The sequence below is a fragment of the Stenotrophomonas rhizophila genome (genome assembly GCF_000661955.1).
GTDB classification, from domain to species: Bacteria; Pseudomonadota; Gammaproteobacteria; order Xanthomonadales; family Xanthomonadaceae; genus Stenotrophomonas; species Stenotrophomonas rhizophila.
Genome location: NZ_CP007597.1, coordinates 227,684 through 253,614, shown reverse-complemented (window position 1 = coordinate 253,614; position 25,931 = coordinate 227,684). Strand labels below are relative to the sequence as shown.

The window sequence follows — 25,931 nt, the reverse complement described above, 5'->3', positions numbered from 1 at the left end:
AGCGCCTGCGCTCGATGTCCTGATGCTTCAATCCGGAAGCAAATCGGCTAGAACCGTGTTGAGCTGACGAACTTCGACCTTCTTCAGCCCGTTGGAATGATGCACCAACCGACGTTCGAAGTCATACGCCCGCAGGCCCTTGAAGATCTTCTCAGCTGCGGCCGGCCCTGCAGATGCGTCTACCAACACTCCGTAGACGGACCCAGCAGCAATAGCCCCGACATCATTAATCAAACTCTTCGGCCGTTTGCCAGTGAATCCCGAGGCCAAGAGCAGCGCGGGTGCGGGATGAGGCCGGTAGCGCCACCATACGGACCTGGCCGTGCAAGTACTGTATCGCGACCATGAGGCCTCAGGGATGCTATCCAGATATCGCTGCAGCCGTGGGGAGCGGCGGTCCTTGTCGCTACGGATCAGCCAACATCGAGCTCCCCGGCGAACAAATAGTTCATCAAATTTATCCCTGTCGAGCCGATGGACGTCCTCGCCGATAGCCCTGAGAGATACAACGCAAGGCCGGACATCCACCCCCTTCTTCAGCGAATGGAAAAGCCGCTCCTCCTCAGTGAGCACGAAGATGTCCTGGCCACCAGGACTCAGACCGCGTATGCCCTTGCAGGCCTGATCGCCATCCATATACCCAATAACGTGGGATGTCGTTCCTGATGCTTTCCCTGAAATTCGAATCTTGCCATCGCGACTTATGGATCCATACTTCCATTCGCCACTTTTCGCCGCTTTGTCGATAATGGTGATGGATGCAGTCGTCAGCACCGTTGGGAATATGTCAGACTCGAACCTATAGACGGTGACAGCCCAGCCCTTCAACTTAATGAATTCTCGCAATTCACTAGCACTTGGCCTGGAGACCCACTCGTATGGAACAACCTGAGCAACCACGCCACCTTCATCGGTCCTAAGCAGCGCCTGAGCCAGGAAGATGACGAATGAGTTAGCGGTTTTCTTTAGCTCTGGACCACCGTCAGCCGCAATGGATCGGAGCGCGGAATCTCGCCAAAGGCCATCCAATCCGTGGTGGCGTATGTATGGGGGATTGCCTACGCAAATTGAATACCCACCAGTTTTCCATGCCAATGCGTCGGCGACGACAAGCTCTGCATTATGCGGCAACTTAGCAGAACCCACCTTGACCTTGTCATGCTCGACGCCAGTATATTTCTCATATACACCGGAAATCTGACTAAATCTTCCGTCACCCGCTCCAAGGTCAAGAACAGATTCAAAATATTTTCCATTTCGCATTCCAGAAGCCAACGACCACACGAGCCGAACGACGTCCGGCGGAGTCTCGACCTGGCAACGCTTAAGATGCGATTCTTTCATTCGCCAAATATACCACAAGACGGAAAACAATTAACAGCGCCCAAGCAATAAGTACGAATCTAGAATCTCCGGCGCGGTCGCTTCGTTAAAGCCATAGATTCATCGATTGTTTTCCATCGGGGGCCATATACGCTTTCTCCCCTCGCCCTCGAGGATGCACATCATTCTCACGATGGCCGCACATTGATGGCGAGGCTGCTCCCACGCTGTGAGGACATTCAGACGGCGCACGTGGTCGAGGCGATCGGGTATCGGCAGTTGGATTGCAGTACGGGTGGATGAGCTGTCGCAATCTCTGACCATCATGAAGAATGCAAACCATGCAAAATTCAATGCAGGATCACGCCTACCAGAGTCTCACTACGGGGGTTCAGCGCGGCGAACCTATTTGCCGCATCGCACCGCGCATCTGCGGCGCGGCTCATTTCTTCACCCCCACCGTGCGACGCAGGCGGCTGTCCTGGAGCTCGCGCCCCAGCGCATCCTCCTGCGCGAGCGCGTCGATATCCCCATCCAGCCCCAGTGCGGTCAGTACACGCACCAGCGTGGAAAAGCTGGTGGACACGTCCCCCGCCTCCAGCTTGCCGATGGTGGGAACGCTCACGCCTACCCGGGCGGCCAAGTCGCCCTGGGTCATCTCGCGCCGCATTCTTGCCGTGCGCAGACGTTCACCCAGCGCACGCAGCTGGCGTTGGGCACGCGGCATCAGAGGGGGAGTTCGCTTGGCCATGCAAGATTAAATTGCATCTCCGGGCTTGAACTGCAGTTTAATTTTGCATTCCGCATCGCATTTCCTTCAGGCGGAGTTGCGATAGCAGAACCTGCCCCCGGCCAACCGGCTACCGTGACTATTGATTCCAGCGCAAAAGAAATTCCCGAATTCCCCGCTTACTCCGCAAAGATCCAGCCACCAGACTGTCGGCCACCCGCACCACCGGCCTCCACTGGATCTCCCCATGTCCCCCGCATCGCACGCATCCAACGCCAGCGCCCTCTCCCGCCTCACCGCCGGCGGCTTCAGCATCGGCGTGGAAGCGCCGCTGGACAACGACTGGACACCCGCCGGCGAAGTGGCCCGCCGGAACAGTGGTCGGCTGCCCGGCGAACCGGACATGCAGCGCCATGCGGCCCTGGCCAAGCTGGTGGACCAGCTCGGCTTCCGGGCGTTGTGGGTGCGCGACGTGCCGGTATACGACCCGTCCTTCGGCGATGCCGCGCAGGTGTTCGAGGTGTTCACCTACCTTGGCTACCTGGCCGGCATCACCCAGGACATCCTGCTGGGCACCGCCGCCGTGGTGCTGCCCATCCGCGAGCCGCTACTGACGCTCAAGGCCGCCGCCACCGTGCAGCAGCTCAGCGGCAACCGCTTGCTGATGGGTGTGGCCAGCGGCGACCGCCCGGTGGAGTACCCGCTGTTCGGTCGCGACTTCCCCGGTAGGGGTGCCAACTTCCGCAACCAGGTTGACCTGCTGCGAGATCACGCGCGCGCGCACCTGCCCGAACCGCTGGACCTGCTGCCCCGCCCGTCCGCGCCGCTGCCGCTGCTGGTGGCCGGGCTGTCGCAGCAAACCCCTGCCTGGATCGGCCAGCACATGGATGGCAGCCTGGCCTTCCCCGGCACACCGGCAGAGCATGCCCATCGCGTGGCCGCGTGGCGCGCGGTGGCCGGTGCCAAACCCTATGCCAGCTTCATCCACCTGGAGCTGGACGCGCGCGCCGACGCGCCCATGAAGCGCTGGCGCTTCGGCTTCAGTGGCGGCCGCACCGCGCTGATCCAGGAGCTGCAGGCCATGCGCGCGGCCGGTGTGGACCATATCGGCCTGCACGTGCGCCGCAACCAGCGCCCGCTGGATGACACCTTCCACGAAATCGCCGAGTACGTCCTGCCGCTGTTCCACAGCTGCGCGGCTACCGACAACGCGCCCGGCGCGGCAACGCGGGCAACCGCAGACGCCTGAGCACGGCCGCTTCCCCCTCCCTTTTCAACGAGACACCCATGCGCATTTCCGTTCCCGGCCGGCTGGGCTTTGGCACCGCCCCGCTAGGCAACATGTACCGCAACATCCCCGAACAGGAAGCGCTCGACACCGTTGAGGCCGCCTGGCAACAGGGCATCCGCTACTTCGACGCCGCCCCCATGTACGGCGCCGGCCTTGCCGAGATCCGGCTGGGCACGGCGCTGCAGCAGCACCGGCGCGACGACTACGTACTCAGCACGAAGGTGGGGCGCTTGATCCTGGATGAGCGCGAAGACACCACCCAGCGCGACCTGGGCGAGAAGGGCGGCCTGTTCGAGCACGGCCTGCCCAACAAGATCGTCTACGACTACACCGCCGACGGCACGCTGCGCGCCATTGAGGCCAGCCTGGCGCGCCTGAAGACCGACCGCCTGGATATCGTGTGGATTCACGACCCCGCCCGCGACTTCCACGGCGAAGGCTGGCGCGACGTGTTCGACATCGCCATGAACGGTGCCGCCAAGGCCCTGACCCGGCTGCGCGAGGAAGGCGTCATCAGCGCCTGGGGGCTGGGCGTCAACCGCGTGGAACCGTGCGAAATGGCGTTGCAGCAGGCCGATCCGGACGGCTTCCTTATCGCCGGCCGCTACACCCTGCTGGACCACACCGACGCGCTGCGCGCCCTGATGCCGGCCAGCACCGCGCGTGGCCTGGGCATCGTGGTGGGTGGCCCGTACAACTCCGGCATCCTGGCCGGCGGCACGCACTACGAATACCAGCAGGCCAAGCCCGAGATCCTGGCCCGCGTGGACGCCCTGCGTGCGGTGTGCGCCGAGTTCAACGTGGACATCCGCGCCGCCGCCCTGCAGTTCTCGCTGGCGCATCCGGCCGTGGCGGCGGTGATTCCCGGCGCCAGCCAGCCGAGCCGCATCGCAGAGAACCTGGCGCTGGTGGATGCGGAGATTCCGGCGGCGTTCTGGCAGGCGCTGCGCACGCGTGGGTTGGTGGCGGTGGATGCGCCGCTGCCGCAGGCGGGGTAAGGCGGAGGGTGGGCGTAGTGCCATCTCCGTAGCGCAGGATGCGCCTACCCGTACGCGCAGCATCGGCCGATAGCGACTATGGCGCCCCCGAGCCACCCTCTTGGACAGTGGGTGGTGCGGGAGCGGTTGGATGGGGAAGTGGCTGCGGCACGGGAGATGGCCGTCATTGGCGGCACCCGCGATCCTTCCAGGCCGGAACCGACCGGCCCGAAAAAATCCTTGCAAGCGTGCGGATTTCTCTCCCATTAGCGACGGGATGTTTGTAAACACATGGCCGCACAGCTGCAAATCCCCGCATCCACGTAACCACTGGACGCCTGCCCCGCACCGTCGCACCATGGCAGGCATGCGCATTGAACAGCTCACGCTCCCCACTGCCGACGTTGCCGCCACGGCCGCCTATTTCGCCGACGTGCTGCAGCTTCCCGTGCATGACGCAACGGTCACGCTCGGCTGGAGCCAGATCCACCTCATCCCCGCAGGCACCCTCCCCGTGGGCGGTGTCCACCTCGCCTTCAACGTGCCGCACAACCGCTTCGCCGCCGCCACTGCCTGGCTGGACGCGCGCGCCACGCGCCAACGCAACGCCGAAGGCCAGGAGCATTTCACCTTCGAAGGCCGGTGGGATTCTGAATCGATCTACTTCACCGGCCCCGATGAGCTCATCCTCGAACTCATCGCCCGCCGTCGCCTGCCCGCGTCGGAGCGCACCGGCGCGTTCCACGGCAGCGAGATGACCTGCATCAGCGAAGTGGGCGTACCGACCAACGCCGTCGCCGCGCTGCAGGCCGAGATTGAAAGCACATTCGGTCTGGTGCCGCTGTCCACGCCCACGCCCTACTTCGCGCCGATGGGTGATGACGAAGGCCTGCTCATCGTGGTGGACGCCACCCGCCGCTGGTTCCCCGAGCAACGTTGGCTGCCCAATGCGCAGGGCCTGCAGGTGCGGCTGAGCGGCGTGACCGCAAACGCCGTGCTGGAAGACGCCGCACTGGACTGGCGCGTGCAGTCGGCATAACTCCGGCGCTACCAGCTACCCGAGGCACCCCCGCCGCCACTGCGCCCACCACCGCCGGACCAGCTGCTGGACGAGCTGGACGAACTGCTGGACGAGCTGCTGCTCGAATCGCGGTCGCTGCGCCGTGTGCGCCGCCCGCCCTTGCCCCGGCTGCCCGGCTGCGGGGGCTGGTGGAAGCCCATCACCATGGTCCAGGTGATGTAGAGGAAGAAGCCACCGGCGATCACCATCACCAAGCCCGCGTCATCGCCGAACTTCGCATAGGTGCGGTGGACCAGCCACGCGTACACCGCCGACACCCCGCACAGGAACACCAGCCGCACGAAGAACCCCAGCTTGCCGGTGCGCCAGCTGGTGCGTAGCGCAGCCACCCACAAGGTAGCCAGGCCCACCGCAATGGACAGCACGAACACCAGCAGCAAGTGCAGCGCCAGGCTGGGAACCGGCCGGCCCATCGCCACACTGGCCACGCTGGCCGCCACCGCGGCCACCAGCAGGAACGACAGCACCCAGCGCGCCCGGCGGCTGTCTACCCACAGCCAGCCCAGCACCATGGCCACCGGCACCAGCATGCCCATGGCGATCGCCAGGGCGGCGGTTGCACCGGGGGTGATCAACGCGCAGGCCAGCGCGCCCACGCACACCACCGCAACCATCAGCGACGGAACGCGCCACCAGCGGCTGGGCACGCCACGCTGCCCCGCCCGCCGGGCCCACGCACCCACCAGCGCCCCGGCCAGCAGTGCCAGCGCCACGATGCTGTCGCCACGGCGCCAGTCCTGTGGCAGGCGCACCACGTTGTCGGTCTCGGCAGGCAGCGGCAGCGCTTCGCCGTCGATCAGGCCCACCAGCAGCGCGCTGCCATCGAGGATGCCTTGGCCGGGTTTGCCCTCGCGCAGGCGCGGAAGGATGGCCTGGTCGATGATGCGCTGCGCATACGCATCGGGGATCGCCCCTTCCAGCCCGTAACCGGTCTGGATGCGCACGCGGCGGTCGCCCATTGCCAGCAGCAGCAACACGCCATCGTCCACGCCCTTGCGGCCGATCTGCCACTGGTCGAACACACGCTGCGAATAGGCTTCGATGCCCTCGTCACCGGCGCTGTCGACCACCAGCACCTGCAGCTGCGCACCGCGCCGTGCCTGCAGCTCCAGCGCCTGGGTGCGAAGTTGCTGGGCTTCATCGGCCGACAGCACCTGCACGGTGTCCACCACCGGGTCGTGCAGGTCGGGGATGGGGGTGGGGGTGGGCGCGGCCAGCGCCAGTACCGGCAGCAGGCACAGCACCATCACCCACTGCCACAGTTGCGTCGTCCTGGCGTGCATCACAGCGTCCGGTTGCTTGATGCCCGCATGCTACGCGATGCGCCGCAGGCCGGCGCAAACGAAGAAGCCCCGCATCACGCGGGGCTTCCGGGGGCGGCCGTGCCGGTGGCCGTCACTCTTCCTCGTCCTGCCACCCCTGCTGCTGGTTCTGGTTGCGCTGCTGCTCTTCCTGCTGCTGTTGCTGCTGGTCGCGTTGATTCTGGGAATCCTGCTTGCGCTGCTGGGTCATGGAAGGTCTCCGGAGCCCACCGGCGGAATGCCGGGGTGGGGCAATGCTGTGCAGCGCCGGGTTAAGGACGCGTGGGAGAAACCTCAGAAAATCGTCAAGCCAGCCGCACCCGCGCGCGCCCATGCCGCGTAGTGCCTGCAATGGCTGCGTTTGCGGGGGAATGGCCGTGCATATGGCGGTGCGGAATGGCCACATACCACTCCGCCCGCCGTGCCTGCTCAGCTGCGTGAATGGGCTACCTGTGCAGCAGCGAGGCAGCCGCCTATGATGGCCGCCACCCTCGCCCCGCCCGGAAAGGAATGCCCCATGCGAGGACTCACGCTCAGCGCCGCCTCGGTTGCCGACACCGACGTGCTGCACCGCCTGCTGCAGCTGTATTACTTCGAAGCGTCGGCATGGAGCGGCGAGCAGATCGCCCCCGACGGCACCTACGATTGCGCCCGCGCCGATGTGGAAGCCAACCTGCGCGAGACGCCCACCTGGGCGCAGCTGCTGTGGCTGGACGGCGTGCTGTGCGGGTTCGTGCTGGTGGACGAGGTGGAGCACGAGGGCCAGCGTATTCCCGAGCTGGCCGACCTGTTCGTGCTGCCCACGCACCGCGGCAAGGGCATCGCACGCGAGGTGGTTGCGCGCCTGGTGCTGCCGGGCAGTGGCCGCTGGTTGCTGGCCACGTTCCGCAACGACACGGTGGCCCATGCGTTCTGGCGCAGGAACCTGCCGAAGATGGGCCTGACCATCGAGACGCCGGCGCCGCCCGACGACTCGGACTTCCATTTCTTCCTGATCAGCGCGGCGTAGCCCCCGCCTGCACGCCTACGCCGACGGCGGCGCGCGTTCGGCCACCGCGTTGAGCCAGGCGTGCTTGAGGAAATCGCGCACGGCCTGGAAGCGCGGCGTTTCATACAGCGAGCGATGCGTCCACAGCCACACGTCCTGGGTGAGCGCCGGTGCATCGCGCACGCGCACCAGCCCGCCCACGTGTTCGGCCACCGTGCGTTCAATCACGCCCAGCCCGCCGCCGGCGGTCACGCCGTCCAGCACGCCCACCGAGTAGTTGCAGCGCAGCCACGGGCGGTTGGCGCCGGGCAAGGTGCGCAGCCAGCGTTCCACCTCGAACTCCACGCGCGGTTCGTCCAGCCCCACAAATTCCAGTTCATGCCACGCCTGGTTGGCGATAGCCGCCTGCCGCCGCGCGGCGTAGGCCTGGTTGGCGTACAGCGCGTACTCCACCCGCCCCACGCGGTCGCCGCGCAGGTCGGTGGTGTCGGGCGGGCCGTAGCGCAGCAGCGCGTCGGCCTCGCGGCGGGCCAGGTTGTAGGGCTCGCGCGAGGTAAGCACCTCCACGCCCAGGCCGGGGTGCAGGCGGTTCAGCCCGGGCAGCAGGGTGATCAGCAGGAAGCTGGCCCATTCGTCGGCGTTGATCCGCACCGTGCCCACCAGCTCCTTGGGCGTATCGGCCTCGCGGGCGATCTCGTCGGCGGCCTCTTCCATCTGCTCGGCCAACGCGAACACCCGTTGCCCCAGCTCGGTGGGAATGCAGCCGGTGGACGTGCGCTCCACCACCTTGCCGCCCAGGCGCTCTTCCAGCGCATCCAGCCGGCGCGACAGCGTGGCCGTGCTCATCCGCGCGGCCTTGGCGGCTTCGCGCAGGGTGCCGCCGCGCACCACCGCCAGCAGCACCATCAGGTTGTCCCACGGAAAGTGTTTCATATATGAAACGGCCGCCTACGGTATTGGGGGTTTTTCACCATTTTTGAAACTTATACCATGGTCCCCGGGCGCGCTACGAGCGTTGATCGCCGCCCCCTCCCCCTCCTTCGATCCGCTCCCCGCGCTGCCGGCCCTGCCGGCGGCGACCATCAGGTGCTGCACCATGAAAGCTGAAAAGACCCTCTGGGACCGTGTTGTCCACGCCGTGCTGTTTGAAGGCATTGCCCTGTGCCTGTGCGCACCGGTGATGTCGTACGTGCTGGGCAAGTCGCTGTTCGACACCGGCGTGCTCACCATCGCCCTGGCCACCTGCGCCATGCTGTGGAACATGCTCTACAACGCGATGTTCGAGCGCGTGGAAAAGAAGTTCGGGTTCAAGCGCTCCGTGCCGGTGCGCATTGGGCATGCCGTGGGCTTTGAAGGCGGGCTGGTGCTGGTGGTGGTGCTGCTGGCCGCGTGGTGGCTGTCCATCTCCTACTGGGATGCGTTCCTGTTGGAGATGGGGCTGATCGCTTTCTTCCTGCCTTACACGTATGTGTACAACCTGGTGTATGACAAGGTGCGGGAGCGGTTGGTGCGGCGTGGGGATGCTGGGCGGGTTAGCGAGGGTTAATTGTTTGTCAAAGCCGTGGGACATGACTCCGCTGCGCGCTGTTGCATGCTCCCACGCTTTCGGACAGAAGCGGACCTTTCTCTCAATACCTCCAAGTGAGAGTCAGTTGCACACCGATAGCATTTGCTTCACGTTTGTATAGCGAGTTGCCTGTCTTCCGAGATTGGCCATCTAGCGGTCTGTCCAAAAGGGAAATCTCCGCTTCCTGAAACCAACCCGCAACCCTGATTTTTCGGGCTCCGGCAGCGCAATTACGCGTCAGTAGCGCCAGTGCGAGGCTTTCGTCAGCTCCGCTGCAGGTGACGCATGACAGCCGCTAGGTGTGATTTGGAGAGGCTCCGATAAGGCAAGAAAGGGGATCAGCGCGTATGCCCCCGAAAACCGCAGGATCCCGTTCACCAGATGGATGCCCTACCACTCAAAGGACGTCTGCGATTAGCATCGACACTGAACCCTAAACCTGGCCTCGGTACCGGCTTCGTCAAGCCATGCCGCTTATTTAAGAGAGATGAATGAAAATTCAGGAGCTTCTGGATCCGAACTATACGCCGAGAGTTAGTGTATATATGAATACAGTGAAGGCTAGCGACGCGGATGAGATTGCCAGCATGTTGCGTGGTCTGATGTGCGCCATTGAAGGATGGGGCTCAATCGGCGGACTAACAAACGCAAAGTTCTCCGTCAGCAACCCGCTCATACTCGAATTCTCTTCGATTGAGAACGCGCACTACTTCAAATCGTGCGTTGAATACTATTTCTCAGACGACATACTAGACAGGCTTCGGGTTTCTAAACGAGTTCGGCGCTAAAGCGACCCTTTACATCTCTGGCCAATATTGACCGGGATTGACCTGGACCCGCAGTCTTGCCCAAGAGGCGCCGAGGTTTCCCTGCTAGGCACCCTCAACTATCACCGATACGGCGATCCATCTCGTCGGCAAGCTCCATTGCCCATTCGTAATGGTTTCCAGCCCCCGTAATGAAATGTATAGCAGCCGCACACTGAAAAATGGCATTATCAAAAAAATTTACATTGCCATAGGAGGTTGGGATTTCATGGGTCTCCTCAACGTAGTGGTGAAATAAACTTGTTTGGGACGGGTGTACCCATTCACTGAGCACGTCATACGTTTGTTCAATTTGGCTCTCGACGGATGAAAGCTGCACCTTTTCTGCGTTATATAGCTCACGAAGTGCGTTCATTACGTGCTCACTTCCGGACAAGCCCATGGACATCCGCTCAATCGCTTGTGGCGTGAACGAGTAGTCGTCTAGGGAAAACACACCCTTATTCAACTTAACCTGCTCGCCAACCTTGTACTTGGAGCTATTTGTAAATTTCAAAATCAAATCAAATACGTCCGATTTTATGGATGCAGAACTTTCGGCGGAAAGTAGTTTGCGCAGCTTGCCGTAGAAATGTTGAGCGAAAGCATAAGTCTCTATCATTGACCGGCTAACCATACACGCCGCTTGATATCTCTTATTTTCTAACAGAAAGACGGCGTCGTCATAGATGTCAATATGACGGTTCAGAATGCAGGCTGCGAAATTATGAAGGTATGCCGACGCTGGTGCTGACTCAATTCGACCAACCAGAACAGGCTTGGATTTTGATAGCGCAGCCCTGCTTTCTTTCGCCTCCTTCAGTGCTATATGTGTCGCCTCTTTGATCATGACCTGATTCAGTAAGTTATTTTTTATGGGATTCAAGATTTTAATTCGACCCAGAGAAGGAGGATTGCAACGCAATCAAGGACACTCGAATTACAAGGACGCATCACGGTGGTGCTTTTGCGCTTCTCCGGAATTGCCTAAACGCCTGTGGAAGGCGCTCGGCAACGTCAAACGTAAGCGGATCGTCGCAGTTGAACTGCTCTATGATAGGAGGAGCCATCTACGTTTTGCACGTCGTCAAGTGACTGATGTCTCATCCATAGTTTGCGCTTGGATGCTATCTACAGCCTTCTTAGCTAGGCTCTTCGCGCTCTTGGAGAGAGCCTTTCGTATGCGCTGCTGGGCATCCTTGACCTTCTCCCCATCAAGCACCTCCCGCTTGAGTATCTCGTTGTTGAGCAGCTCAACGATGGCCTCTGACTCGATCTTCAGCTCAGGGAACAAGCGACGCAGCTCACGACGTATCACCGATACAACCGGCTCACCCAGAATGACCTGTGCCACAGTGAACTTATTGAGTACGGAGATGTGCTGATGGTAGAGACCCATGGCATCGGAGGTAATGCCTTCTCTACAGAGAAGGAAAAGACGTCGCTGGTCCTCTTCATTTTTCAGATTGATGTCTGCAATGCAGAATGAAGAGACAAGCTCATACTCGATTGGCTGTCCGAACTTGATTCGGTACAGACGCCACTCCAACGCATTCGTGAGTACGATCCACTCAATACCCTCGTGAGCGCCATAGTTGATGGCCTGCCGAAGATGCGTCTCGTTGAGGGCTATCGCAGCAGCCTTCACCTCGATCAGCACGCGAATCTTTCCGTCGATCTTCACCGCAAGGTCGCAGAACGTGCCACGAATCTGCTGCTCGCTAGTCAGTTCATTGTATTTGTCATAGCCGAACACCTCGGCGAGCATATCCTTGACCAGAGTCACCGTGTCGGCCTCGGACACATCCCTGGTCTTGTGGGAAATCGCAACAGCAACCAGTGATTTAACAGTAGCCGGCCAGCGATCCATCACCTTCTTCGGAATCTTCAACATAGCCCCCCTTTTCCTTGGCAGTTTCCGCATATTGGCGGCTTGGCGAGCTTCCCGCAACGGGCGCTGTGAAAAACGGACCAGTCCATTGGTCGAAACGTGAAGTCTACTTCGGTCGCGTTACTGCCTCTCCAGCAGCCACGGCGGACTTCAGATCTGCCAATCAGTGGCGGTGGACGCCTTTTTCTCCTTGGCAGCAGCGCGAAATATCGGGATTTTGAATAACCGAACCTGCGCAGTACGGTTGCTCCGCAAAGGAGAACCCTCATGTCTATCAAGAGCTTCGACTTAGCTGTCCTGTCAGCTACCCGAGTGGTGTGCGCCTGTACCTGCGACAACACCGTGATCCCGGCCACCGTCTCGTGGGTGGCACCCGGTCAGTGGCCAGCTCGCATCAAGAGCGCATCGGTGCGCGGTACCGTCCCGGCTATCACCAATTCGCGCACACGCCGCCCCACCATCACCCCCACCTCTCCAAACCCCCAACTCCAGTTCACCCGATCGTTCGCACCAGCTGCGACCCCCTGCGAGCTTCATCCCACTTCCGCACATCCACCGCACTCCACTTCGCATCATCGCGAATGCTGCCCGCCTGTTCGGTTGACCCTCTGCATACCCGAACGCATGGTGCACGCATGAACACTCTCACGCGCATTGCCCTGCTTGGCGACGTGGCCAGCATCCGCCAGGGCCACCCCTTTCGCGGTGCCATTGCCGCCGTGCCGGAGGGCCCGGTGCAGGTCATTCAACTCAAGAATCTTGCCCAGGATGGGCTGCAGGAACGCGACCACCTGCTGCGCACCGCGCTGCGTGCGCGCAAGCCGCCCGACTGGGTGCAGGATCAGGATGTTCTGATCGCCGGGCGCGGCAATCACCCGCTGGCGATGCTGCTGCACAACCCGCCAGAATCCACGGTGTGCAGCCCGCACCTGTATGTGCTGCGGGTGTGCACGCCCGATTTGCTGCCGGCCTTCCTGGCCTGGCAGTTGAACCAGCGCGCGGCGCAAGCCTACCTGCGCCAGCAGGCGGCCGGGTCACGCCAGCAGAGCCTGCGCAAAACAGCGGTGGCGCAGTTGCCGGTGCATGTGCCGCCGGTGGCGCAGCAGCGGCGCATTGTGGGCATTGCCAGCGCAGCGCAGGCCGAACAGCGCTGCCTGGAAGCGCTGATCCACATTCGCCAACAGGAGATTGCCGTGGTGGCCGAGCAGGTGTTGCAAGGGAGTGGCGTATGAAGATGATGGCGGGCCTGCCCGGTGCACACGCCACGCACGCCGCGCTGAGCACCGCGCGCGAACCCCTCAACGACGCCGCCGATGCCAACGCGGCCACTTACCTGCTGTTGGCGCTGTTGCTGCTCAAGATTGCCAGCGACACCGACGCCGCCGCGCAGGACCCGGACCAAACCTACGGCGCGCCGCTGCACTGGCCGCCCACCGCGCCCGGGGCGCAGCTGCTGGTAGTCCCGCCCGAGGCGCGCTTTGAGCTGCTGTTCCGCCAGCGTTTCGCCCCCGGCAATGACCGCCGCATCACCACCGCGCTGCAGCAGCTCACCCAGGCCAACCGCGCCACGCTTGCCGAGGTGTTCGATGTGCTGCGCCTGCACGATGGCTGGCCGCGCGATGCCGAGCACCGCGATGTGGCGCTCTCCCGCGTGCTGGGCCGCATGACAGTGCCGGCGCTGGACTTCCGCCCCCTGCGCGGCACCTACCGGGCCGACATCGGGCAAGCGGTGGACCGCCTGCTGGAGCGCAGCCAGCCCCGCCGCAGCCCCGCGCCCGTGGCCCACGTGCCCGACCCGCTGGGCTGGCTGATGGCCGGGCTGATGGACCCGCGCGAAGACGAAACCATCTGCGATGTGGCCTGCCACCACGGCAGCCTGCTGCTGGCGGCCAGCCGCTGGGCGCGCACCACCCACGGCGCACGCCGGCACCAGTTGCTGGGCCAGGAAGAGAGCGACGCCGCCTGGGCGTGTGCGCGCCTGCGCCTGTTGTTGCATGGCGAAGACAACCACGCGGTGCATGCGGGCATGCCGCTGCTGCACGACGCCCTGGTGGATGCCACCGGGGAGCTGCGGCGGTTCCACGTGCAGCTCACGCGCCCGCCGTTTGCGCTGGCGTGGTCGCCCGAGCGCGGCATCCGCGATACGCACCAGCGTTTTGTGCATGGCATGCCGCCACGCCAGTGGGGCCATCTGGCGCTGTTGCAGCACATGGTGAGAACGATGGACCGGCACACCGGGCGCATTGCGATGGTGGTGCCGCACGGGGTGCTGTTCCGCGATGGCGAGGAAGCGTTGATTCGCCGCAGCCTGCTGGACGCCAACCTGATTGAGGCCGTGGTCGGCCTGCCCGATCGGCTGTTTGCGGGCAGCCCGGTGGCGACCGCCCTGCTGGTGCTGCGCGCGATGCGCGACGACGAGAACGTGCTGTTTGTGGACGCGCGCCAGCTGCAGCCGGCCACCAAACGTGGCCCTCGCCTGGACCAGGACGCTGCAGAGCAGGTGCTGGCGCTGTGCCGCCGTCGCGAGGATGTGGCCGGTGTGGCCTGTCTGGCGACGCCGCAGATGCTGGCCTTGCAGGGCAGCAACCTGAGCATTGCGCGCTATGTGCAGCCGGGCGAGCACACCCAGATGCCCACGCTGGAGGCGCTGCGTGGGCAGCGTGCGCGGCTGCGTTCGCGCTTGGGCGCGTTGGAGCAGGCACTGGACGGCGATCTGGCAGCGCTGGAAGAGCGGCCAGCGAAAGCGGGCTGACATTGCGGCGCATGCCGGATTGATCGGCGCACGCTATGTGCATGCTTCGGGGCATTGAAACTGTTCACCGCGCGGTGCAGGTGATGTGCAGGAAACGGAATGGTGCACACGGCGTGGCGCGTAGCGGCTGCGCCAGACTGCGGGCATGCGCTATCGAACCTTCTGCTTCGCCATGCCGCCGCTGTGCCGTTTTCCGCTGCAAGGCGCGCTGTCATGAGCCGCGCACCGGTGCGCGGGGTGGTAACCCGCTCCACCTTGGGCTGGTTGCAGCGCCTGGGCTGGCAGTACCTGGCGCCGAACCGGCGTTGTTCCCTGCGCGGCGATAACGGCAGCATGCTGCTGGACGGTCGTTTGCGGCAGTACCTGCAACAGCTGCGCTTTGAGGCGCACGGGGAGAGGTGGCCGCTGGATGCGGACGGCATTGCGCAGGTGCTGGCCGCCGTAACCCAAGGCCCGCTGCGGCGCGGCTCACAGGCAGGCAACGACGCCCTGCTGGTCGCGCTGCGCAACGGGGTATGCGTAGCGCAGCGGCTGCCAGATGGCCGCACTGTGCGGGCCACGGTGCCGCTGGTGGATTGGGCCGAACCGCTGAACAACCAATGGGACATCGCCAGCGCGCGTGACGAGGGCCAGCCGCTGCTGGATGCGGCGCCACGGATTGATGTGCTGATGGGCTACGTCAACGGGCTGCCCTTGCTGCGGCTGCTGTGCGTGGAGCGCGATGGGCAGGCGCGCTGGGGCCGGGATGCGGCGGCCATTGCCTTGCACTACCGGCAGGTGCGCACCCGCGGCAATGCGTGCAGCCCGCCATTGCTGCTGGCGCTGGACCGGCGCGGCGGGCGCTATGCGGGCAGCGGCGCACCCGCTGGCGGCTGGGTGCGGTGGCGCGAGCAGGGCTGGAACCCGGACGCCGTGCAGCAGCTGCGCGATACCGTGTCCATGCCCCGGACCGGCGCTGCCGAGGCCAATGGCCGCTGGCTGCGCGCGGTGCACGCGCCGTTGCTGGCCGGCGTGGCGGCGCCGGCGCGGGTGTTGGCGCTGCTGCGGGGTTTCATGCACACGGGTGCGGACGGCCAGCCACGTATCGCGCGGGCGGCGCAGTTCTTCGCGGTGCAGGCCGGGCTGGCGCAGTTGCGGCGTATCGACGCGCAGGGCTGCCGGGGGCGTGGACACCTGCGGCTGGCAGCGGGCGCCGGCATGGCGCTTACGTGGCACTGGTTGGTGCAGCAGGTGCAGCGCGACCCGTGGTTACGCCACTGCCGGGTGTTGCGGGTGCAACAGCACCCTGCCGCTGCACCCCAGGCGGGCAGGCGGGGCGAACTGCCGGTGTCGCCCGGGCGGCGGCTGGCGGCCTTCATGGCCGACGGGCGCGGCTGCACCCTGCAGACCACGCCGGGCACGCTGCAGGCCTGGCTGCGCCGCCGCGACGCCGGGCATGACGGTGACGACCTGATTCTGCTGGTGGACGCCCACCTGCAGGCCGGCCAGCCGGCGTGGGTGGAACGCGCGCGTGAGCGGCTGCCGCGCGCCGGGTGGCTGTGGCTGGGCAACGGCCCGCCGCCGGAAGCGGTGACGAGCGTAGCGAGCGAGCCGCTGCTGTTTGCGTGCAGCAATGCCGATGCCATCGCCGATGGCCTGTTGGCGCCGGTGTACCACCATGCGCTGCAGCCCACCCCACCGCGGCGGCAGAAAGCCAAGCGCGGGGCCACGCTTCTGGTTGAGCCCGCCGCGCCGCCCAGCGGCCGCTGGGCGTCCACCATCGCCCAGCACCTGCGCGATACCTTGCAGCACACCGAACGGAACCTGCGCGCGGTGCTGCTGGTGCACGATGCCGACACCATGCGCCGGTACCAGCGTGCCTTTGCCAGGGACGGCGCGGTGCACAGCGCGATGGTCGGCCCCGGGTGCGGGCGGGCCAGCGCGGCGCAGCAGCAGGCGCAACTGCTGATTGCCAGCGACCCGCACGCCCTGCCCTACCTGGATGCGCGGATGGCGCTGGCCTACCTGGACACGGCAGTGGACAGCGCGGGGTTGGCGCGGATACTGACCCTGCTCAACCGCCCGCACCTGCACAAGCACTGCGCGTGGCTGGTGCATCTGCCGGGTGTGCCAGCACCTTGGCAACACGGCGAGGCAGATGGATGGGCCCCGCTGCCGTTGCAGCAAGTGCAGGCCGGGCTATCGCGCCAGCACCGCCGCCTGCGGGCGTTGCTGCCACCCACCGGTAGCGCGGATTTCCATGCCTGCCGCGCGCACGTGGGGCCGCGATGGGGCGTGGATGCGCACGGGCAGGAGCGCGACGTGCACCGCCTGCGTCGGCGTTGCCTGCACCAGCGCGTGACCGGCTTCGGCCAGCAGTTGCAGGCCGCAATGCTGGCGCTGCCCGGCGAGGGCAGTGGAGCCGAAGCGGATACACCGCAGCAGCGTTACCGGTATGACCTGCATTTCTGTTCGCTGCTACGCGATGCGGTGGCTGCCGAGGCGTGCGAGGCGCATCTGAGTGGGGACGAAGATGTGCGCATTCGCCATTGGGCGCGCGAACGGGCGCCGGAGGTGCGTGATGCGGGGTGGGACTACCTTGGCGCAATGGACACGCTGCCAGCCAACCCACGCCATGAGGCGGATGCGTTGCACAGCCTGCTGCGCCATCAGCTGGAAACCAGCACGATGGGGGCCGCCGCACGGCTGCAACTGCAACGGCAGCTGCGGGGACTGCTGGCCACACCGCGTCCGCCTGCCGAGCGGTTGCATTGCCTGCAGGCGCTGCAGGCATTGCAGGTGCTGCGCGGCCGTGCGCTGGATTTTCCCGCAGCCGGCAGTGCGACACGGGTGCAACTGGCCTGCCGTGGGGTACTGGTACGCACCTTGGGTGCGCCGAAAAACACCGCGCAGCGGCAGCTGCATCATGCGGTGGCCGAACAGCTGCACAGCGCCATCGGCGCAGCACATGCGGCACAGCCCCGCGCGCCGCACCTGGCGCTGGCCGACCTGCAACGCCGGCTGGCCCCGGCACTGGCAGCGGTGCTGTCGCCCGCGCATTGCGAGGCGGTGTTGGCACAGTTGCCAACGCTGCTGGCCGACACCGCACCTGCCCCCACGTAGAGCGGGACTCTGCCCCGCTGCCGTTGATCCAAAGCAGCCGGGCAGAGCCCGGCTCTACGGGCATGCCCACCCACCTCGTAGAGCGGGGCTCTGCCCCGCTGCCGTTGATCCAAAGCAGCCGGGCAGAGCCCGGCTCTACGGGCATGGCCACCCACCTCGTAGAGCGGGGCTCTGCCCCGCTGCCGCTACGGCATGACCGGCGGCACGTAAGTCAGCGTCATGCCCAGCAGCCACAACAACCCCAGCACCAACGGGATATGCACCAGCAGCTGGATGAAGGTGAAGCCCACAATGTCACGCGCCTTCAACCCCAGTACGCCCAGCAGCGGCAGCATCCAGAACGGGTTGATCAGGTTGGGCAGCGCTTCGGCAGCGTTGTATACCTGCACCGCCCAGCCCAGGTGGGCCTTGAGCTCATTGGCAGCCTGCATCACATACGGCGCTTCGATGATCCACTTGCCGCCGCCAGAGGGCACGAAGAAGCCCAGCACCGCCGAGTACACGCCCATGACCAGGGCGAAGGTGTCGGCAGTGGCGATGTGCACGAACAGGCTGGACAACCGGTGGGCCAAGGTCTCGTCGCCGCTGCCCACCGCGTGGGTGAGGATCATGGCGATGCCGCCGTACAGCGGGAACTGGATCAGCACGCCGGTGGTGCTGGGCACGGCTTTGGCCACGGCGTTGAGGAAGCTGCGCGGGCGCCAGTGCAGCAGCAGGCCCAGCGAAATGAACAGGAAGTTGTAGGTGTTGAGGTTGGCGATGGCGCTCACCAGCGGCTTGTTGGCAAATTCGCCAAACAACCAGCCAAACGCCAGCAGCGAAAGCAGCACGGTGAGCATCGGGCTGTATTCCAGCCACTCGCCCGGGCGGGTGCGCGGCTGCAGCGGTTCCGGCTCGGCCTGGGCGGCGCCGTCGAAGTCCCGTGCGGTGCGGGCGGTGGCCGGGCCAGGCGCGGTGAGCCAGGCGATCAGCAGCGACACCAGGATCAACGCGGCGGTCAGCGCGATGGACTGCCACAGGAAGATGGTTTCGGTGAAGGGCAGCACCCCGGTGATCTCCACCAGCCCCGGCGGCATGCTGGCCGGGTTGGCCTGCAGCTGGGCGGCCGAGGAACTCAGGCCCATCGCCCACACCGCGCCCAGGCCCAGGTAGGCCGAGGCACCGGCGGCGCGGTAGTCCATCTTCAGGTCCTCACGTCGCGCCAGCGCGCGCACCAGCAAGCCGCCAAACACCAGCGAGAAGCCCCAGCTGAGCAGCGAGGCCAGCATGCTCACCAGGCCTACGTACACCACCGCGCCACGGCCGGTGCGCGGCACCCGCGCCAGCTGGTCGATGAAGCGCGCCACAATGGGCGCGGTGGCCAGGGCGTAGCCGCCGATGACCACGAAGGCCATCTGCATGGTGAAGGGGATGAGGCTCCAGAAGCCTTCGCCGAAGGCGCTGGCGGTGGCCTGCGGGGTGGCGCCGAAGCCGATGGCGGCCGCCGCCACGATGACCACGCCGAGCACGGCGAACACGTAGGCGTCGGGGAACCATTTTTCCGCCCACGCGGCCGAGCGCAGTGCTGCGCGCGCCATCCAACCGTCTTGTGCTGCTGTCGACGTGGCCATCGCCCTACCCTCCCAGGTGATTCAGATGGGGAGCAGTGTGTGGGTTGGGTGGCGGGCTGTCAGTCGCCTATTGGTCGTAGGGGCGAGGTGCGCGGTGCGGGGTGACGGCTGCGGGGCGGTTCCTCGGGATGGTCGGGAGCCGGCCAGCGGCCGGCACTACCGGGGCATGGGCACCGTTACCGATCGGTAGGCCCCGACCGTTGGTCGGGGCGCTTTAATGGAACGCCAGGGCCGCGGCGATACCGGCGAACAGGGTGGCGCCCACCCAGTTGTTGTGCAGGAAGGCCTTGAAGCAGGCATCGCGCTCGCGTTTGCGGCAGATCATGAACTGGTAGGCGATCAACAGCGCGGCCACGCCCACCGACATCCAGTACGCCGCGCCCAGGCCGGCGCGCAGGCCCACCAGGCTCATGGTGCCCAGGAACAGGGTGAACAGGATGCCCTGGATGACCAGGTCCAGGTCGCCGAACAGGATGGCCGTGGAATGGGAGCCCATCTTGAGGTCGTCGTCGCGGTCCACCATGGCGTACCAGGTGTCGTAGGCGGTGGACCACAGGATGTTGGCGCCATACAGCAGCCAGCCCACCACCGGCACCTCGCCCTGCACGGCGGCGAACGCCATCGGGATGCCCCAGCCGAAGGCCATGCCCAGGTACACCTGCGGCAGGTGGGTGTAGCGCTTGAGGTAGGGGTAGCTGGCGGCCAGGAAGATGCCGATGAAGCTCAAGCCAATGGTCAGCCGGTTCAGGGTGAGCACCAGCGCGAAGGCCACCAGCATCAGCCCGGCGAACAGCAGCAGCGCCTCGCGCCCGGACACCCGGCCACTGGCCAGCGGGCGGTCCTTGGTGCGCTTGACGTGCGGGTCCAGCCAGCGGTCGGCGTAGTCGTTGATGACGCAGCCGGCCGAACGCGTCAGCCAGACCCCGGCACTGAACACGAACAGGGTCCACAGCGGCGGCAGGCCACCGGCGGCCAGCCACAATGCCCACCAGGTGGGCCACAGCAGCAGCAGGGTGCCGATCGGGCGATCGGCGCGCATCAGTTTCCAGTACTGGCCCCAACGCGACGGTGCGGGACCGTCGGGGGCTTCAAAACGTTCGTAAGCCATGCGCAAAGGATACCGCCAAGCCCCGCCGCGAGCGTTGCCGTGCCGGGCAATTGAACGGGGGGCAGACCTGCGCCGCGTTTACCGCTAGAATGCTCGTCCCGCGCCATCAAGGCGTACGGCGGCCCGCATCGGCGCCCGGGACTGCAGGACACAACGCGCTCGTAGCTCAGCCGGATAGAGTAGTGGCTTCCGAAGCCATTGGTCGGGGGTTCGAATCCCTCCGGGCGCACCATCCTTGCCTTGTGGCCCATCGCCCCCCCCCTGAACATCCAGAACCCTGCCCTGCGTCGCAGCCATTGCGATACCTGCAGCCCAGCGTGGACGGCCCGCGTTTCTGGGACACTTCGGCCATGAAACGATCCCATGCGTGGCACCACCACGGCACCGTGTCGCTCTGGCGTTATCGGGAGAACCTGCGCAACTATCCGGGCTGGCATATCGGCGCCGATGCCGCCGGCTGCGCGTCGATGCTGGCGTTGTTGGATGCGCTGGCGCTGGACGGTACGGGCGCGACACGGACGCTGCAGCTCTCTCCACCCAGCCCGGCGCAGCTGGCCGTGCCGAACAACCGCGATGCGCGGTGGGACGCACCGGCAACGTTACGGCTGACGGTGGATGAGGATGTGGCGTTCTGGCAGTGGGATGTGGACGGCGCGCGCGCCACGCTGCGGCTGGGAAAGGCCGCGACGGGCGCGCTTCGACAGGGCGTGGTGGATGTTGCCGCGGGTCGAGGCGATTACAGCCTGGGCCAGGGCACGCAGGCGCTGTGGTTCTGGTGGGGATGAGGCGGCGGTAGTGATGTGCCGTGCGTGCGTTTTGGAGTTTGGGTGGGGTTGCTTGCAGCCACCCGTGGGGTGGCTCCACCTCCGCGCTCTTTGCCGACCACAGCAGCAAAGATGATCTTCCGAGGACGATCCGATGATGCGAATGCAACTGCCCGTGGCCCTGCTGGGCCTTCTTCTGCCGATGATGGCCAGCGGTGCATCGCCACCGGGGCGCTACCAGCCCGCGACGATCCAGGATCGCGATGGCGTGCCTTGTTTTGGGGTGCCTGACACGCGGGAAACACGCACCACCGCGCCGATCATTGCAAGAGTGTCGGTAAGAGCCAGTGGCGCGGGAGGCGTACCCGTGTGGGAGCACATCTTCCTGCGGTCGGGAACTGCCGAACCTGCGCTGCCGCCCAGCCAGTGCCTTGTTTATGGTCACGGGGACGCGTCCGCCCCTGCATTACGGGTGGGGACGCGCTATGAGGTGGTTGTGTCGGGGTATACGCCGGGCACGCCAGGCAAGCAGGGGGAGGCACAGAAGCGCGTGTTCGGCAGCTGCTTCGATGTGGTGGATGTCGCCGGGAAGGGCGTGATGACGTCGGTGATAGCAGACTGCGCGACCGCGCGCGCTTCTGGGACGGCCCCCGTACCCCAGGGTGGCAGGTAGCGAATGGGGAAACCACGGTTGGGCCATGCCGTGGGTGCGTTTTGGAGTTTGGGGGAGATTTCGTGCAGCCACCCTTGGGGTGGCTCTACCGGGAGCGCGCGTAGAGGGAACGAGGGTCGGGTACCGGACAGACTGCCGGGGCCAGGGCGAGGTCTTCCCACCTGCCTGGCAGTGGCGAACCGCGTGTGCGGTCCACGACGTCCGTGTCGTTGTTCTGTCCGGTGTCCCGGTTGAAACGGTCAGGCGGTGAGCAGGTCCTTGAAGCGGGCCAGCGAGGCCATGTGGAAATGCACCAGCGCCAACCAGCCTTGGCGGTGCCAGGCCAGCACGGTGGCGTCGGGGAGTGCGGCGAAGCGTTCGGCGTCGATCAGCTGGAAGCCGAGCAGGCTGGACTGGCGGCCGTCGGGATGCACGACGTCGGCCTGGCGCTCCACCAGCACGCCGGCGGTGACCAGCGCGGCGCTGAAGGCGGCCGTGGCGGTGGCGTCGCGGGTGAACGCCTCGCAGAACGCCAGGGCCTGGCGGGTGAGCGCGCTGGGCTGGCCGTCGGTGTCGAACAGGGGCTGGCCTTCGTCGCCACTGGTGCGCAGCATCGGGGCGTCGGCGTCGATGGCCAGCACGTGGCCGTCCGGGTCGGTGGTGCGGGCGAACACGAACGGGTAGCGGCGCACATACGCGGGCACGTAGGTGCCGGTTTGCCAGTGGTCGGCGACCACGAAGCGGTTGTGTTCGGCCTGCAGGCCGAGCACGGCCACCGGGGCGGCGTCGGCGCCGACGAACACCAGCGGGTAATCGCGGGCGGCCGCGGCGAATTCGCCGATGACCAGCGGAACGGCGTGGCTGGCGGCGGCGAACGCGGCGTCGCCGGGCAGCAGGCGCCAGTGCGCGTGGTCGTGCGAAGAGAGCACCACCGGGGTGCGGTACAGCGGCGGGGAGGCCGGTGCGGCGGCGTCGGCTTCGATGGCATCGGGCGCGGTCTGGTCGGGCGCGTCAGGCAGCGTGTGCAGGGTGTCGTCAGTGGTCATGGGGTATCCAGCAGGGAAACGGCCGGCGCGGGTGCACCGGCCAACAGGTCAGAAGCCAGCGTTCACTTCCAGCTGGAAGACGTCGATGGACTGCGGCGCGCCGGTGACTTCCTTGGCCGCCATCCAGCGGCCGGTCAGCCACACGTTCTTGTCGAACATGTAGGAGCTGCCCAGGTAGTAGCCCTTGGCATTGGTGCCGCCCAGGTGGAAGTTGGAATCGTTGTAGGCGTCGGGCAGCGCATCGGCATCCAGGCGCTTGTAGCCCAGCCACACGTTCCAGTCGCCGGCCTGCTTGAGCGCCAGCTGGCCGAAGGTGGCCTGCGCCATGTAGGCCATGTCACCGCTCTGGATGTCCTGCGGGCCGGCCACGCCGTTGGCAGCCGCGCCCAGGTTGGTGACGACGCCGCCCTGCGCGCGCGACCACATGCGGTTGCGGTCGAAGGCGAGGTTCTTGATGCCATGGCCTTCCACGCGCAGCGCGTAACCGGCGAAGGTGGGGGTTTCCCAGGCCAGGTTGAGGTCCAGCAGTTCGAACTCGGAGGCCAGGCCCACGTACTGCGGCATCGGGGTGTTGGCCGGGTCGAGCGGATCGAGCGCGATGTTCCGCAGCAGCATCAGCGTGTTGCCCTTCTGCATGAACGTCGGGCGCGACCAGTCGCTGCTGCAGTGGTCGGCACCGGCGTACAGCGCGCAGGGCTGGGAGTATTCGCCGGCGATGTTGCGGAAGTCGAAGTAGCCCACTGCGGCGCGCAGCTTCTGCTGGTCGCCGAACTGCCAGTCGGCGCCGACCTGCACGCCGTTGAGCCACTTGTTCTCGCTCTTCATCTTGGTCTGGCTGGTGTTGGGGAAACCGTCGGACGAGTACTCCAGCGGGGTCAGGCCCAGCGTGGCGAACAGCGACAGCCCCTCGCCACCCAGCGGGTAGGCGTACTTGAAGGCCAGGCCGTCGAAGTTGAGGTCGTTGGAGAACAGCGTGTCGGTGGACCAGTACGGGTTGCCGAAGCGGCCGCCGATGATGTCCAGGCCCTGCACCGGTGTGTAGGACAGCCAGGCCTGGTCGAGCCAGGCGTCCTTCTTGGCCAGGCCGCCGCCCAGGGTCTGGGTGGACGACACCGGGCCGTTGTCGTTGCCGGTGGCCAGGCGCACGCCGGCACGGGTGTGCTCGCCCAGCTCGGCCACCACGCCCAGGCGCGCGCGGATGCGCCAGGAATTGTTGCGGTCTTCGCGGGTGTTGCGCAGCGGCGGCAGGCCCAGGTTGGTGTTGCCGTTGACGTCGTAACCGTTGCCGGCGTTGATCCGCGCCCAATCCACTTCGATGTCGCTGTTGCGGTCCGAATACAGGCGGCTTTCATTGCGCACGCGCACGTCGCCCTGCACGCGCAGGCGCTGGGTCCAGTCGGGCACCTGGTCCGGTGCGGCCCAACCTTCGGCCTTGGCCTGGGCCATCACGCTGGTCTTGAGCTCCTCGCGGATCTCATCGCGCACGGTCTGCGGGATGTACGGCACGCGCACGTCGCCGGGTTGCGCGGCGATGGCGCCGGCCGCGGCTGCCGGGCGTGCCACGGCCGCTTCGCGCTGGGCTTCCAGCAGCAGCGCCTGGCCCGCCTCGGGCTTGAGCGCGCCGCTGTCGATCAGGCCACGGATCAGCTTGATCATCGTGCTTTCGCCGCTGCCGTCCTGGGCATGGGCGGCGCCGCTGGCCAGCACCAGCACGACACCGGCGGCGAGGGCGGAACGGCGCAGGCCCAGCAGCGCGGCGGAATAGGTTGAACGGGTCATCAGCTTGCTCGCAGAAAAAGGAAAGTCGGGAAGAAGGAGGCGGCCGCGCCTAGCCGGCCGGGCGCCGGCCTTGCACCAGCACGCGCGCCGGGAAATCCAGCGACGCCGGCGGGCGCTCGTCGATGCGGCCCACCGCGCGGATGGCCTGCAGCACGCGTTCGTCGGCCTCGGGATTGCCGCTGCCACGCAGCAGTTCCACCCGCGTGACCGCACCGGTCGGGTCCAGCCAGATGTTGACGGTGAGCTGGAACGACAGCCGGCGAACCTGCTCGTCGCGTGCGACGGCCTGCTGCAGCACGTAGCCCAGGTAGCGCCCGTACGTGCCGTTGCCAGCGCCGCCGCCGCCGGTGCCACTGCGGCCACCGCCGCTGCCGGACTGGATGCCGAAACTGTCGGTACCGGCCTGCGCGGTGGCGTCCATGGTCACCGGGTCGGCGGTGTCCGGGGTGGGCGCTTCCTCGGTGGGCTTGGGCACCTCGTCCAGCGGCTCCGGTTCGGGCATGACCTCTTCGGGCTTGGGTTCGGGTTCGGGCTCGGGTTCCGGCGGTGGCGGGGGCGGCGGTGGGGGCAGCATCACCATCGGCACCTCCACCTGCGGGCGGCGGGTACTGGCGGTGTCCTTGAACAGCAGCAGCCATGCCAGCAGCGCGAGCAGCGCGATGCCGGCCAGCAGCGCGGCCAGCGGCCACCAGCGCTGCCAACCGGCCGCGCCCTGCGCACGGGGATTGAGTGCAGTCACGCCATCACCCCTGTGGTTTGCCGGTCACCAGGCCAACCTGGTTGAGGTCGATCCGGCGCAGCAGGTCGAGAACCTCCACCACGCGTGCGTACTGCACCTGGGCGTCGCCGCGCACGATCACCGGGAAGTCGGGGGTGAGTGCCTTTTCGGTGCGCAGGCGGTCTTCCAGCTCGGCCAGGCTCACCGGGTAGGCGTCGAGGAAGATCTGCCCGGCGTTGTCGACGGTGATCGCCTTGGTCTTCGGCTTTTCCAGCGCCATGCTGGAACTGGCCTTGGGCAGGTTGACCTGGATTCCCGGAATGGAGGCGTTGCTGGTGAGGATGAAGATCACCAGCACCACCAGCAGCACGTCGACGAACGGGGTGACGTTGATGCCCTTTTCGCGCTTCTTGATGCCGAACCGTTTTGCCCTGGCCATGGTCGT

Annotated in this window: 21 protein-coding genes and 1 tRNA gene; 10 read left to right on the top strand and 12 right to left on the bottom strand. The window is 65.9% G+C overall.

Annotated elements, in window-relative coordinates:
- Positions 1 to 27 precede the first annotated feature (27 nt).
- Together DX03_RS21000 and DX03_RS01035 are read right to left on the bottom strand one after the other, a co-directional pair.
- A complete protein-coding gene (locus DX03_RS21000) occupies positions 28 to 1,344 on the bottom strand; it encodes an Eco57I restriction-modification methylase domain-containing protein (protein ID WP_185753425.1) in 1,317 nt (438 codons plus the stop codon).
- Positions 1,345 to 1,765: 421 nt separating this feature from the next.
- Positions 1,766 to 2,050, bottom strand: coding sequence for a helix-turn-helix domain-containing protein (locus DX03_RS01035; protein WP_081797113.1), 285 nt, complete (start codon positions 2,048 to 2,050; stop codon positions 1,766 to 1,768).
- A gap of 250 nt (positions 2,051 to 2,300) precedes the next feature.
- Here DX03_RS01035 and DX03_RS01030 point away from each other — a divergent pair, with 250 nt between their 5' ends.
- The 3 genes from DX03_RS01030 (at position 2,301) to DX03_RS01020 (ending at position 5,360) form a co-directional block, all read left to right on the top strand.
- On the top strand, positions 2,301 to 3,302 hold the full coding sequence (locus DX03_RS01030; RefSeq protein WP_038685727.1) for a TIGR03571 family LLM class oxidoreductase: 1,002 nt from the start codon (positions 2,301 to 2,303) through the stop codon (positions 3,300 to 3,302).
- A 38-nt stretch (positions 3,303 to 3,340) separates the two neighbouring features.
- Positions 3,341 to 4,342, top strand: a complete 1,002-nt coding sequence (locus DX03_RS01025; protein WP_038685726.1) for an aldo/keto reductase — start codon at positions 3,341 to 3,343, stop codon at positions 4,340 to 4,342.
- A 346-nt stretch (positions 4,343 to 4,688) separates the two neighbouring features.
- Positions 4,689 to 5,360: a VOC family protein gene (locus DX03_RS01020; RefSeq protein ID WP_038691702.1), complete on the top strand. Its 672-nt coding sequence runs from the start codon at positions 4,689 to 4,691 to the stop codon at positions 5,358 to 5,360.
- A gap of 8 nt (positions 5,361 to 5,368) precedes the next feature.
- On the opposite strand, the gene DX03_RS01015 is transcribed toward DX03_RS01020, so the two are convergent.
- Complete coding sequence (locus DX03_RS01015) at positions 5,369 to 6,685, bottom strand: TPM domain-containing protein (protein ID WP_038685725.1); 1,317 nt, start codon at positions 6,683 to 6,685, stop codon at positions 5,369 to 5,371.
- A 535-nt stretch (positions 6,686 to 7,220) separates the two neighbouring features.
- Between DX03_RS01015 and DX03_RS01010 the strand changes: the two genes are divergently transcribed.
- On the top strand, positions 7,221 to 7,712 hold the full coding sequence (locus DX03_RS01010) for a GNAT family N-acetyltransferase (protein ID WP_038685724.1): 492 nt from the start codon (positions 7,221 to 7,223) through the stop codon (positions 7,710 to 7,712).
- A 15-nt stretch (positions 7,713 to 7,727) separates the two neighbouring features.
- Here the strand turns inward: DX03_RS01010 and DX03_RS01005 are convergent, their stop codons facing one another.
- Positions 7,728 to 8,624, bottom strand: a complete 897-nt coding sequence (locus DX03_RS01005; protein WP_051598699.1) for a LysR family transcriptional regulator — start codon at positions 8,622 to 8,624, stop codon at positions 7,728 to 7,730.
- A 163-nt stretch (positions 8,625 to 8,787) separates the two neighbouring features.
- Here DX03_RS01005 and DX03_RS01000 point away from each other — a divergent pair, with 163 nt between their 5' ends.
- On the top strand, positions 8,788 to 9,237 hold the full coding sequence (locus DX03_RS01000) for a multidrug/biocide efflux PACE transporter (protein WP_038685723.1): 450 nt from the start codon (positions 8,788 to 8,790) through the stop codon (positions 9,235 to 9,237).
- A gap of 903 nt (positions 9,238 to 10,140) precedes the next feature.
- Here DX03_RS01000 and DX03_RS20995 read toward each other — a convergent pair.
- Together DX03_RS20995 and DX03_RS00995 are read right to left on the bottom strand one after the other, a co-directional pair.
- A complete protein-coding gene (locus DX03_RS20995) occupies positions 10,141 to 10,914 on the bottom strand; it encodes a hypothetical protein (protein ID WP_185753424.1) in 774 nt (257 codons plus the stop codon).
- Positions 10,915 to 11,151: 237 nt separating this feature from the next.
- Positions 11,152 to 11,958, bottom strand: a complete 807-nt coding sequence (locus tag DX03_RS00995; protein WP_051598698.1) for a type I restriction enzyme HsdR N-terminal domain-containing protein — start codon at positions 11,956 to 11,958, stop codon at positions 11,152 to 11,154.
- Between the two features lie 632 nt (positions 11,959 to 12,590).
- Here DX03_RS00995 and DX03_RS00990 point away from each other — a divergent pair.
- From DX03_RS00990 to DX03_RS00980, 3 genes are all read left to right on the top strand, one after another.
- On the top strand, positions 12,591 to 13,187 hold the full coding sequence (locus DX03_RS00990) for a restriction endonuclease subunit S (RefSeq protein WP_038685722.1): 597 nt from the start codon (positions 12,591 to 12,593) through the stop codon (positions 13,185 to 13,187).
- Positions 13,184 to 14,707 (top strand): HsdM family class I SAM-dependent methyltransferase, encoded by a 1,524-nt coding sequence (locus tag DX03_RS00985; RefSeq protein ID WP_038685721.1) that lies wholly within the window; start codon positions 13,184 to 13,186, stop codon positions 14,705 to 14,707. Before DX03_RS00990 ends, DX03_RS00985 begins: the two co-directional genes overlap by 4 nt.
- A 213-nt stretch (positions 14,708 to 14,920) precedes the next feature.
- Complete coding sequence (locus DX03_RS00980) at positions 14,921 to 17,809, top strand: type I restriction endonuclease (RefSeq protein WP_038685720.1); 2,889 nt, start codon at positions 14,921 to 14,923, stop codon at positions 17,807 to 17,809.
- Between the two features lie 185 nt (positions 17,810 to 17,994).
- Here the strand turns inward: DX03_RS00980 and DX03_RS00975 are convergent, their stop codons facing one another.
- Entirely contained in the window at positions 17,995 to 19,419 is a 1,425-nt protein-coding gene (locus tag DX03_RS00975; RefSeq protein ID WP_185753423.1) for a short-chain fatty acid transporter, read from the bottom strand.
- Positions 19,420 to 19,633: 214 nt separating this feature from the next.
- Positions 19,634 to 20,527, bottom strand: a complete 894-nt coding sequence (ubiA, locus tag DX03_RS00970) for a 4-hydroxybenzoate octaprenyltransferase (RefSeq protein ID WP_038685718.1) — start codon at positions 20,525 to 20,527, stop codon at positions 19,634 to 19,636.
- Positions 20,528 to 20,682: 155 nt separating this feature from the next.
- Here ubiA and DX03_RS00965 point away from each other — a divergent pair.
- Both DX03_RS00965 and DX03_RS00960 read left to right on the top strand, forming a co-directional pair.
- A tRNA-Arg gene (locus DX03_RS00965) sits at positions 20,683 to 20,759 on the top strand.
- Positions 20,760 to 20,877: 118 nt separating this feature from the next.
- Positions 20,878 to 21,312, top strand: a complete 435-nt coding sequence (locus DX03_RS00960; RefSeq protein ID WP_038691696.1) for a hypothetical protein — start codon at positions 20,878 to 20,880, stop codon at positions 21,310 to 21,312.
- A gap of 891 nt (positions 21,313 to 22,203) precedes the next feature.
- On the opposite strand, the gene DX03_RS00950 is transcribed toward DX03_RS00960, so the two are convergent.
- From DX03_RS00950 to DX03_RS00935, 4 genes are read right to left on the bottom strand one after another with little or no spacing between them, the layout of a single operon-like run.
- Positions 22,204 to 22,989 (bottom strand): SapC family protein, encoded by a 786-nt coding sequence (locus tag DX03_RS00950; RefSeq protein ID WP_081797110.1) that lies wholly within the window; start codon positions 22,987 to 22,989, stop codon positions 22,204 to 22,206.
- Between the two features lie 48 nt (positions 22,990 to 23,037).
- Positions 23,038 to 24,768, bottom strand: coding sequence for a putative porin (locus DX03_RS00945; protein ID WP_051598697.1), 1,731 nt, complete (start codon positions 24,766 to 24,768; stop codon positions 23,038 to 23,040).
- A 49-nt stretch (positions 24,769 to 24,817) separates the two neighbouring features.
- Positions 24,818 to 25,507 (bottom strand): energy transducer TonB family protein, encoded by a 690-nt coding sequence (locus DX03_RS00940; RefSeq protein WP_244880161.1) that lies wholly within the window; start codon positions 25,505 to 25,507, stop codon positions 24,818 to 24,820.
- A gap of 4 nt (positions 25,508 to 25,511) precedes the next feature.
- Positions 25,512 to 25,925, bottom strand: coding sequence for an ExbD/TolR family protein (locus DX03_RS00935; RefSeq protein ID WP_038685716.1), 414 nt, complete (start codon positions 25,923 to 25,925; stop codon positions 25,512 to 25,514).
- Between the last annotated feature and the right edge of the window lie 6 nt (positions 25,926 to 25,931).

What these genes read in the sequence shown, in the direction of transcription:
- DX03_RS21000 (WP_185753425.1), bottom strand. Translation starts at nt 1,344, where the DNA reads ATGAAAGAATCGCATCTTAAGCGTTGCCAGGTCGAGACTCCGCCGGAC.
- DX03_RS01035 (WP_081797113.1), bottom strand. Translation starts at nt 2,050, where the DNA reads ATGCCGCGTGCCCAACGCCAGCTGCGTGCGCTGGGTGAACGTCTGCGC.
- DX03_RS01030 (WP_038685727.1), top strand. Translation starts at nt 2,301, where the DNA reads ATGTCCCCCGCATCGCACGCATCCAACGCCAGCGCCCTCTCCCGCCTC.
- DX03_RS01025 (WP_038685726.1), top strand. Translation starts at nt 3,341, where the DNA reads ATGCGCATTTCCGTTCCCGGCCGGCTGGGCTTTGGCACCGCCCCGCTA.
- DX03_RS01020 (WP_038691702.1), top strand. Translation starts at nt 4,689, where the DNA reads ATGCGCATTGAACAGCTCACGCTCCCCACTGCCGACGTTGCCGCCACG.
- DX03_RS01015 (WP_038685725.1), bottom strand. Translation starts at nt 6,685, where the DNA reads ATGCACGCCAGGACGACGCAACTGTGGCAGTGGGTGATGGTGCTGTGC.
- DX03_RS01010 (WP_038685724.1), top strand. Translation starts at nt 7,221, where the DNA reads ATGCGAGGACTCACGCTCAGCGCCGCCTCGGTTGCCGACACCGACGTG.
- DX03_RS01005 (WP_051598699.1), bottom strand. Translation starts at nt 8,624, where the DNA reads ATGAAACACTTTCCGTGGGACAACCTGATGGTGCTGCTGGCGGTGGTG.
- DX03_RS01000 (WP_038685723.1), top strand. Translation starts at nt 8,788, where the DNA reads ATGAAAGCTGAAAAGACCCTCTGGGACCGTGTTGTCCACGCCGTGCTG.
- DX03_RS20995 (WP_185753424.1), bottom strand. Translation starts at nt 10,914, where the DNA reads ATGATCAAAGAGGCGACACATATAGCACTGAAGGAGGCGAAAGAAAGC.
- DX03_RS00995 (WP_051598698.1), bottom strand. Translation starts at nt 11,958, where the DNA reads ATGTTGAAGATTCCGAAGAAGGTGATGGATCGCTGGCCGGCTACTGTT.
- DX03_RS00990 (WP_038685722.1), top strand. Translation starts at nt 12,591, where the DNA reads ATGAACACTCTCACGCGCATTGCCCTGCTTGGCGACGTGGCCAGCATC.
- DX03_RS00985 (WP_038685721.1), top strand. Translation starts at nt 13,184, where the DNA reads ATGAAGATGATGGCGGGCCTGCCCGGTGCACACGCCACGCACGCCGCG.
- DX03_RS00980 (WP_038685720.1), top strand. Translation starts at nt 14,921, where the DNA reads ATGAGCCGCGCACCGGTGCGCGGGGTGGTAACCCGCTCCACCTTGGGC.
- DX03_RS00975 (WP_185753423.1), bottom strand. Translation starts at nt 19,419, where the DNA reads ATGGCCACGTCGACAGCAGCACAAGACGGTTGGATGGCGCGCGCAGCA.
- ubiA (WP_038685718.1), bottom strand. Translation starts at nt 20,527, where the DNA reads ATGGCTTACGAACGTTTTGAAGCCCCCGACGGTCCCGCACCGTCGCGT.
- DX03_RS00960 (WP_038691696.1), top strand. Translation starts at nt 20,878, where the DNA reads ATGAAACGATCCCATGCGTGGCACCACCACGGCACCGTGTCGCTCTGG.
- DX03_RS00950 (WP_081797110.1), bottom strand. Translation starts at nt 22,989, where the DNA reads ATGACCACTGACGACACCCTGCACACGCTGCCTGACGCGCCCGACCAG.
- DX03_RS00945 (WP_051598697.1), bottom strand. Translation starts at nt 24,768, where the DNA reads ATGACCCGTTCAACCTATTCCGCCGCGCTGCTGGGCCTGCGCCGTTCC.
- DX03_RS00935 (WP_038685716.1), bottom strand. Translation starts at nt 25,925, where the DNA reads ATGGCCAGGGCAAAACGGTTCGGCATCAAGAAGCGCGAAAAGGGCATC.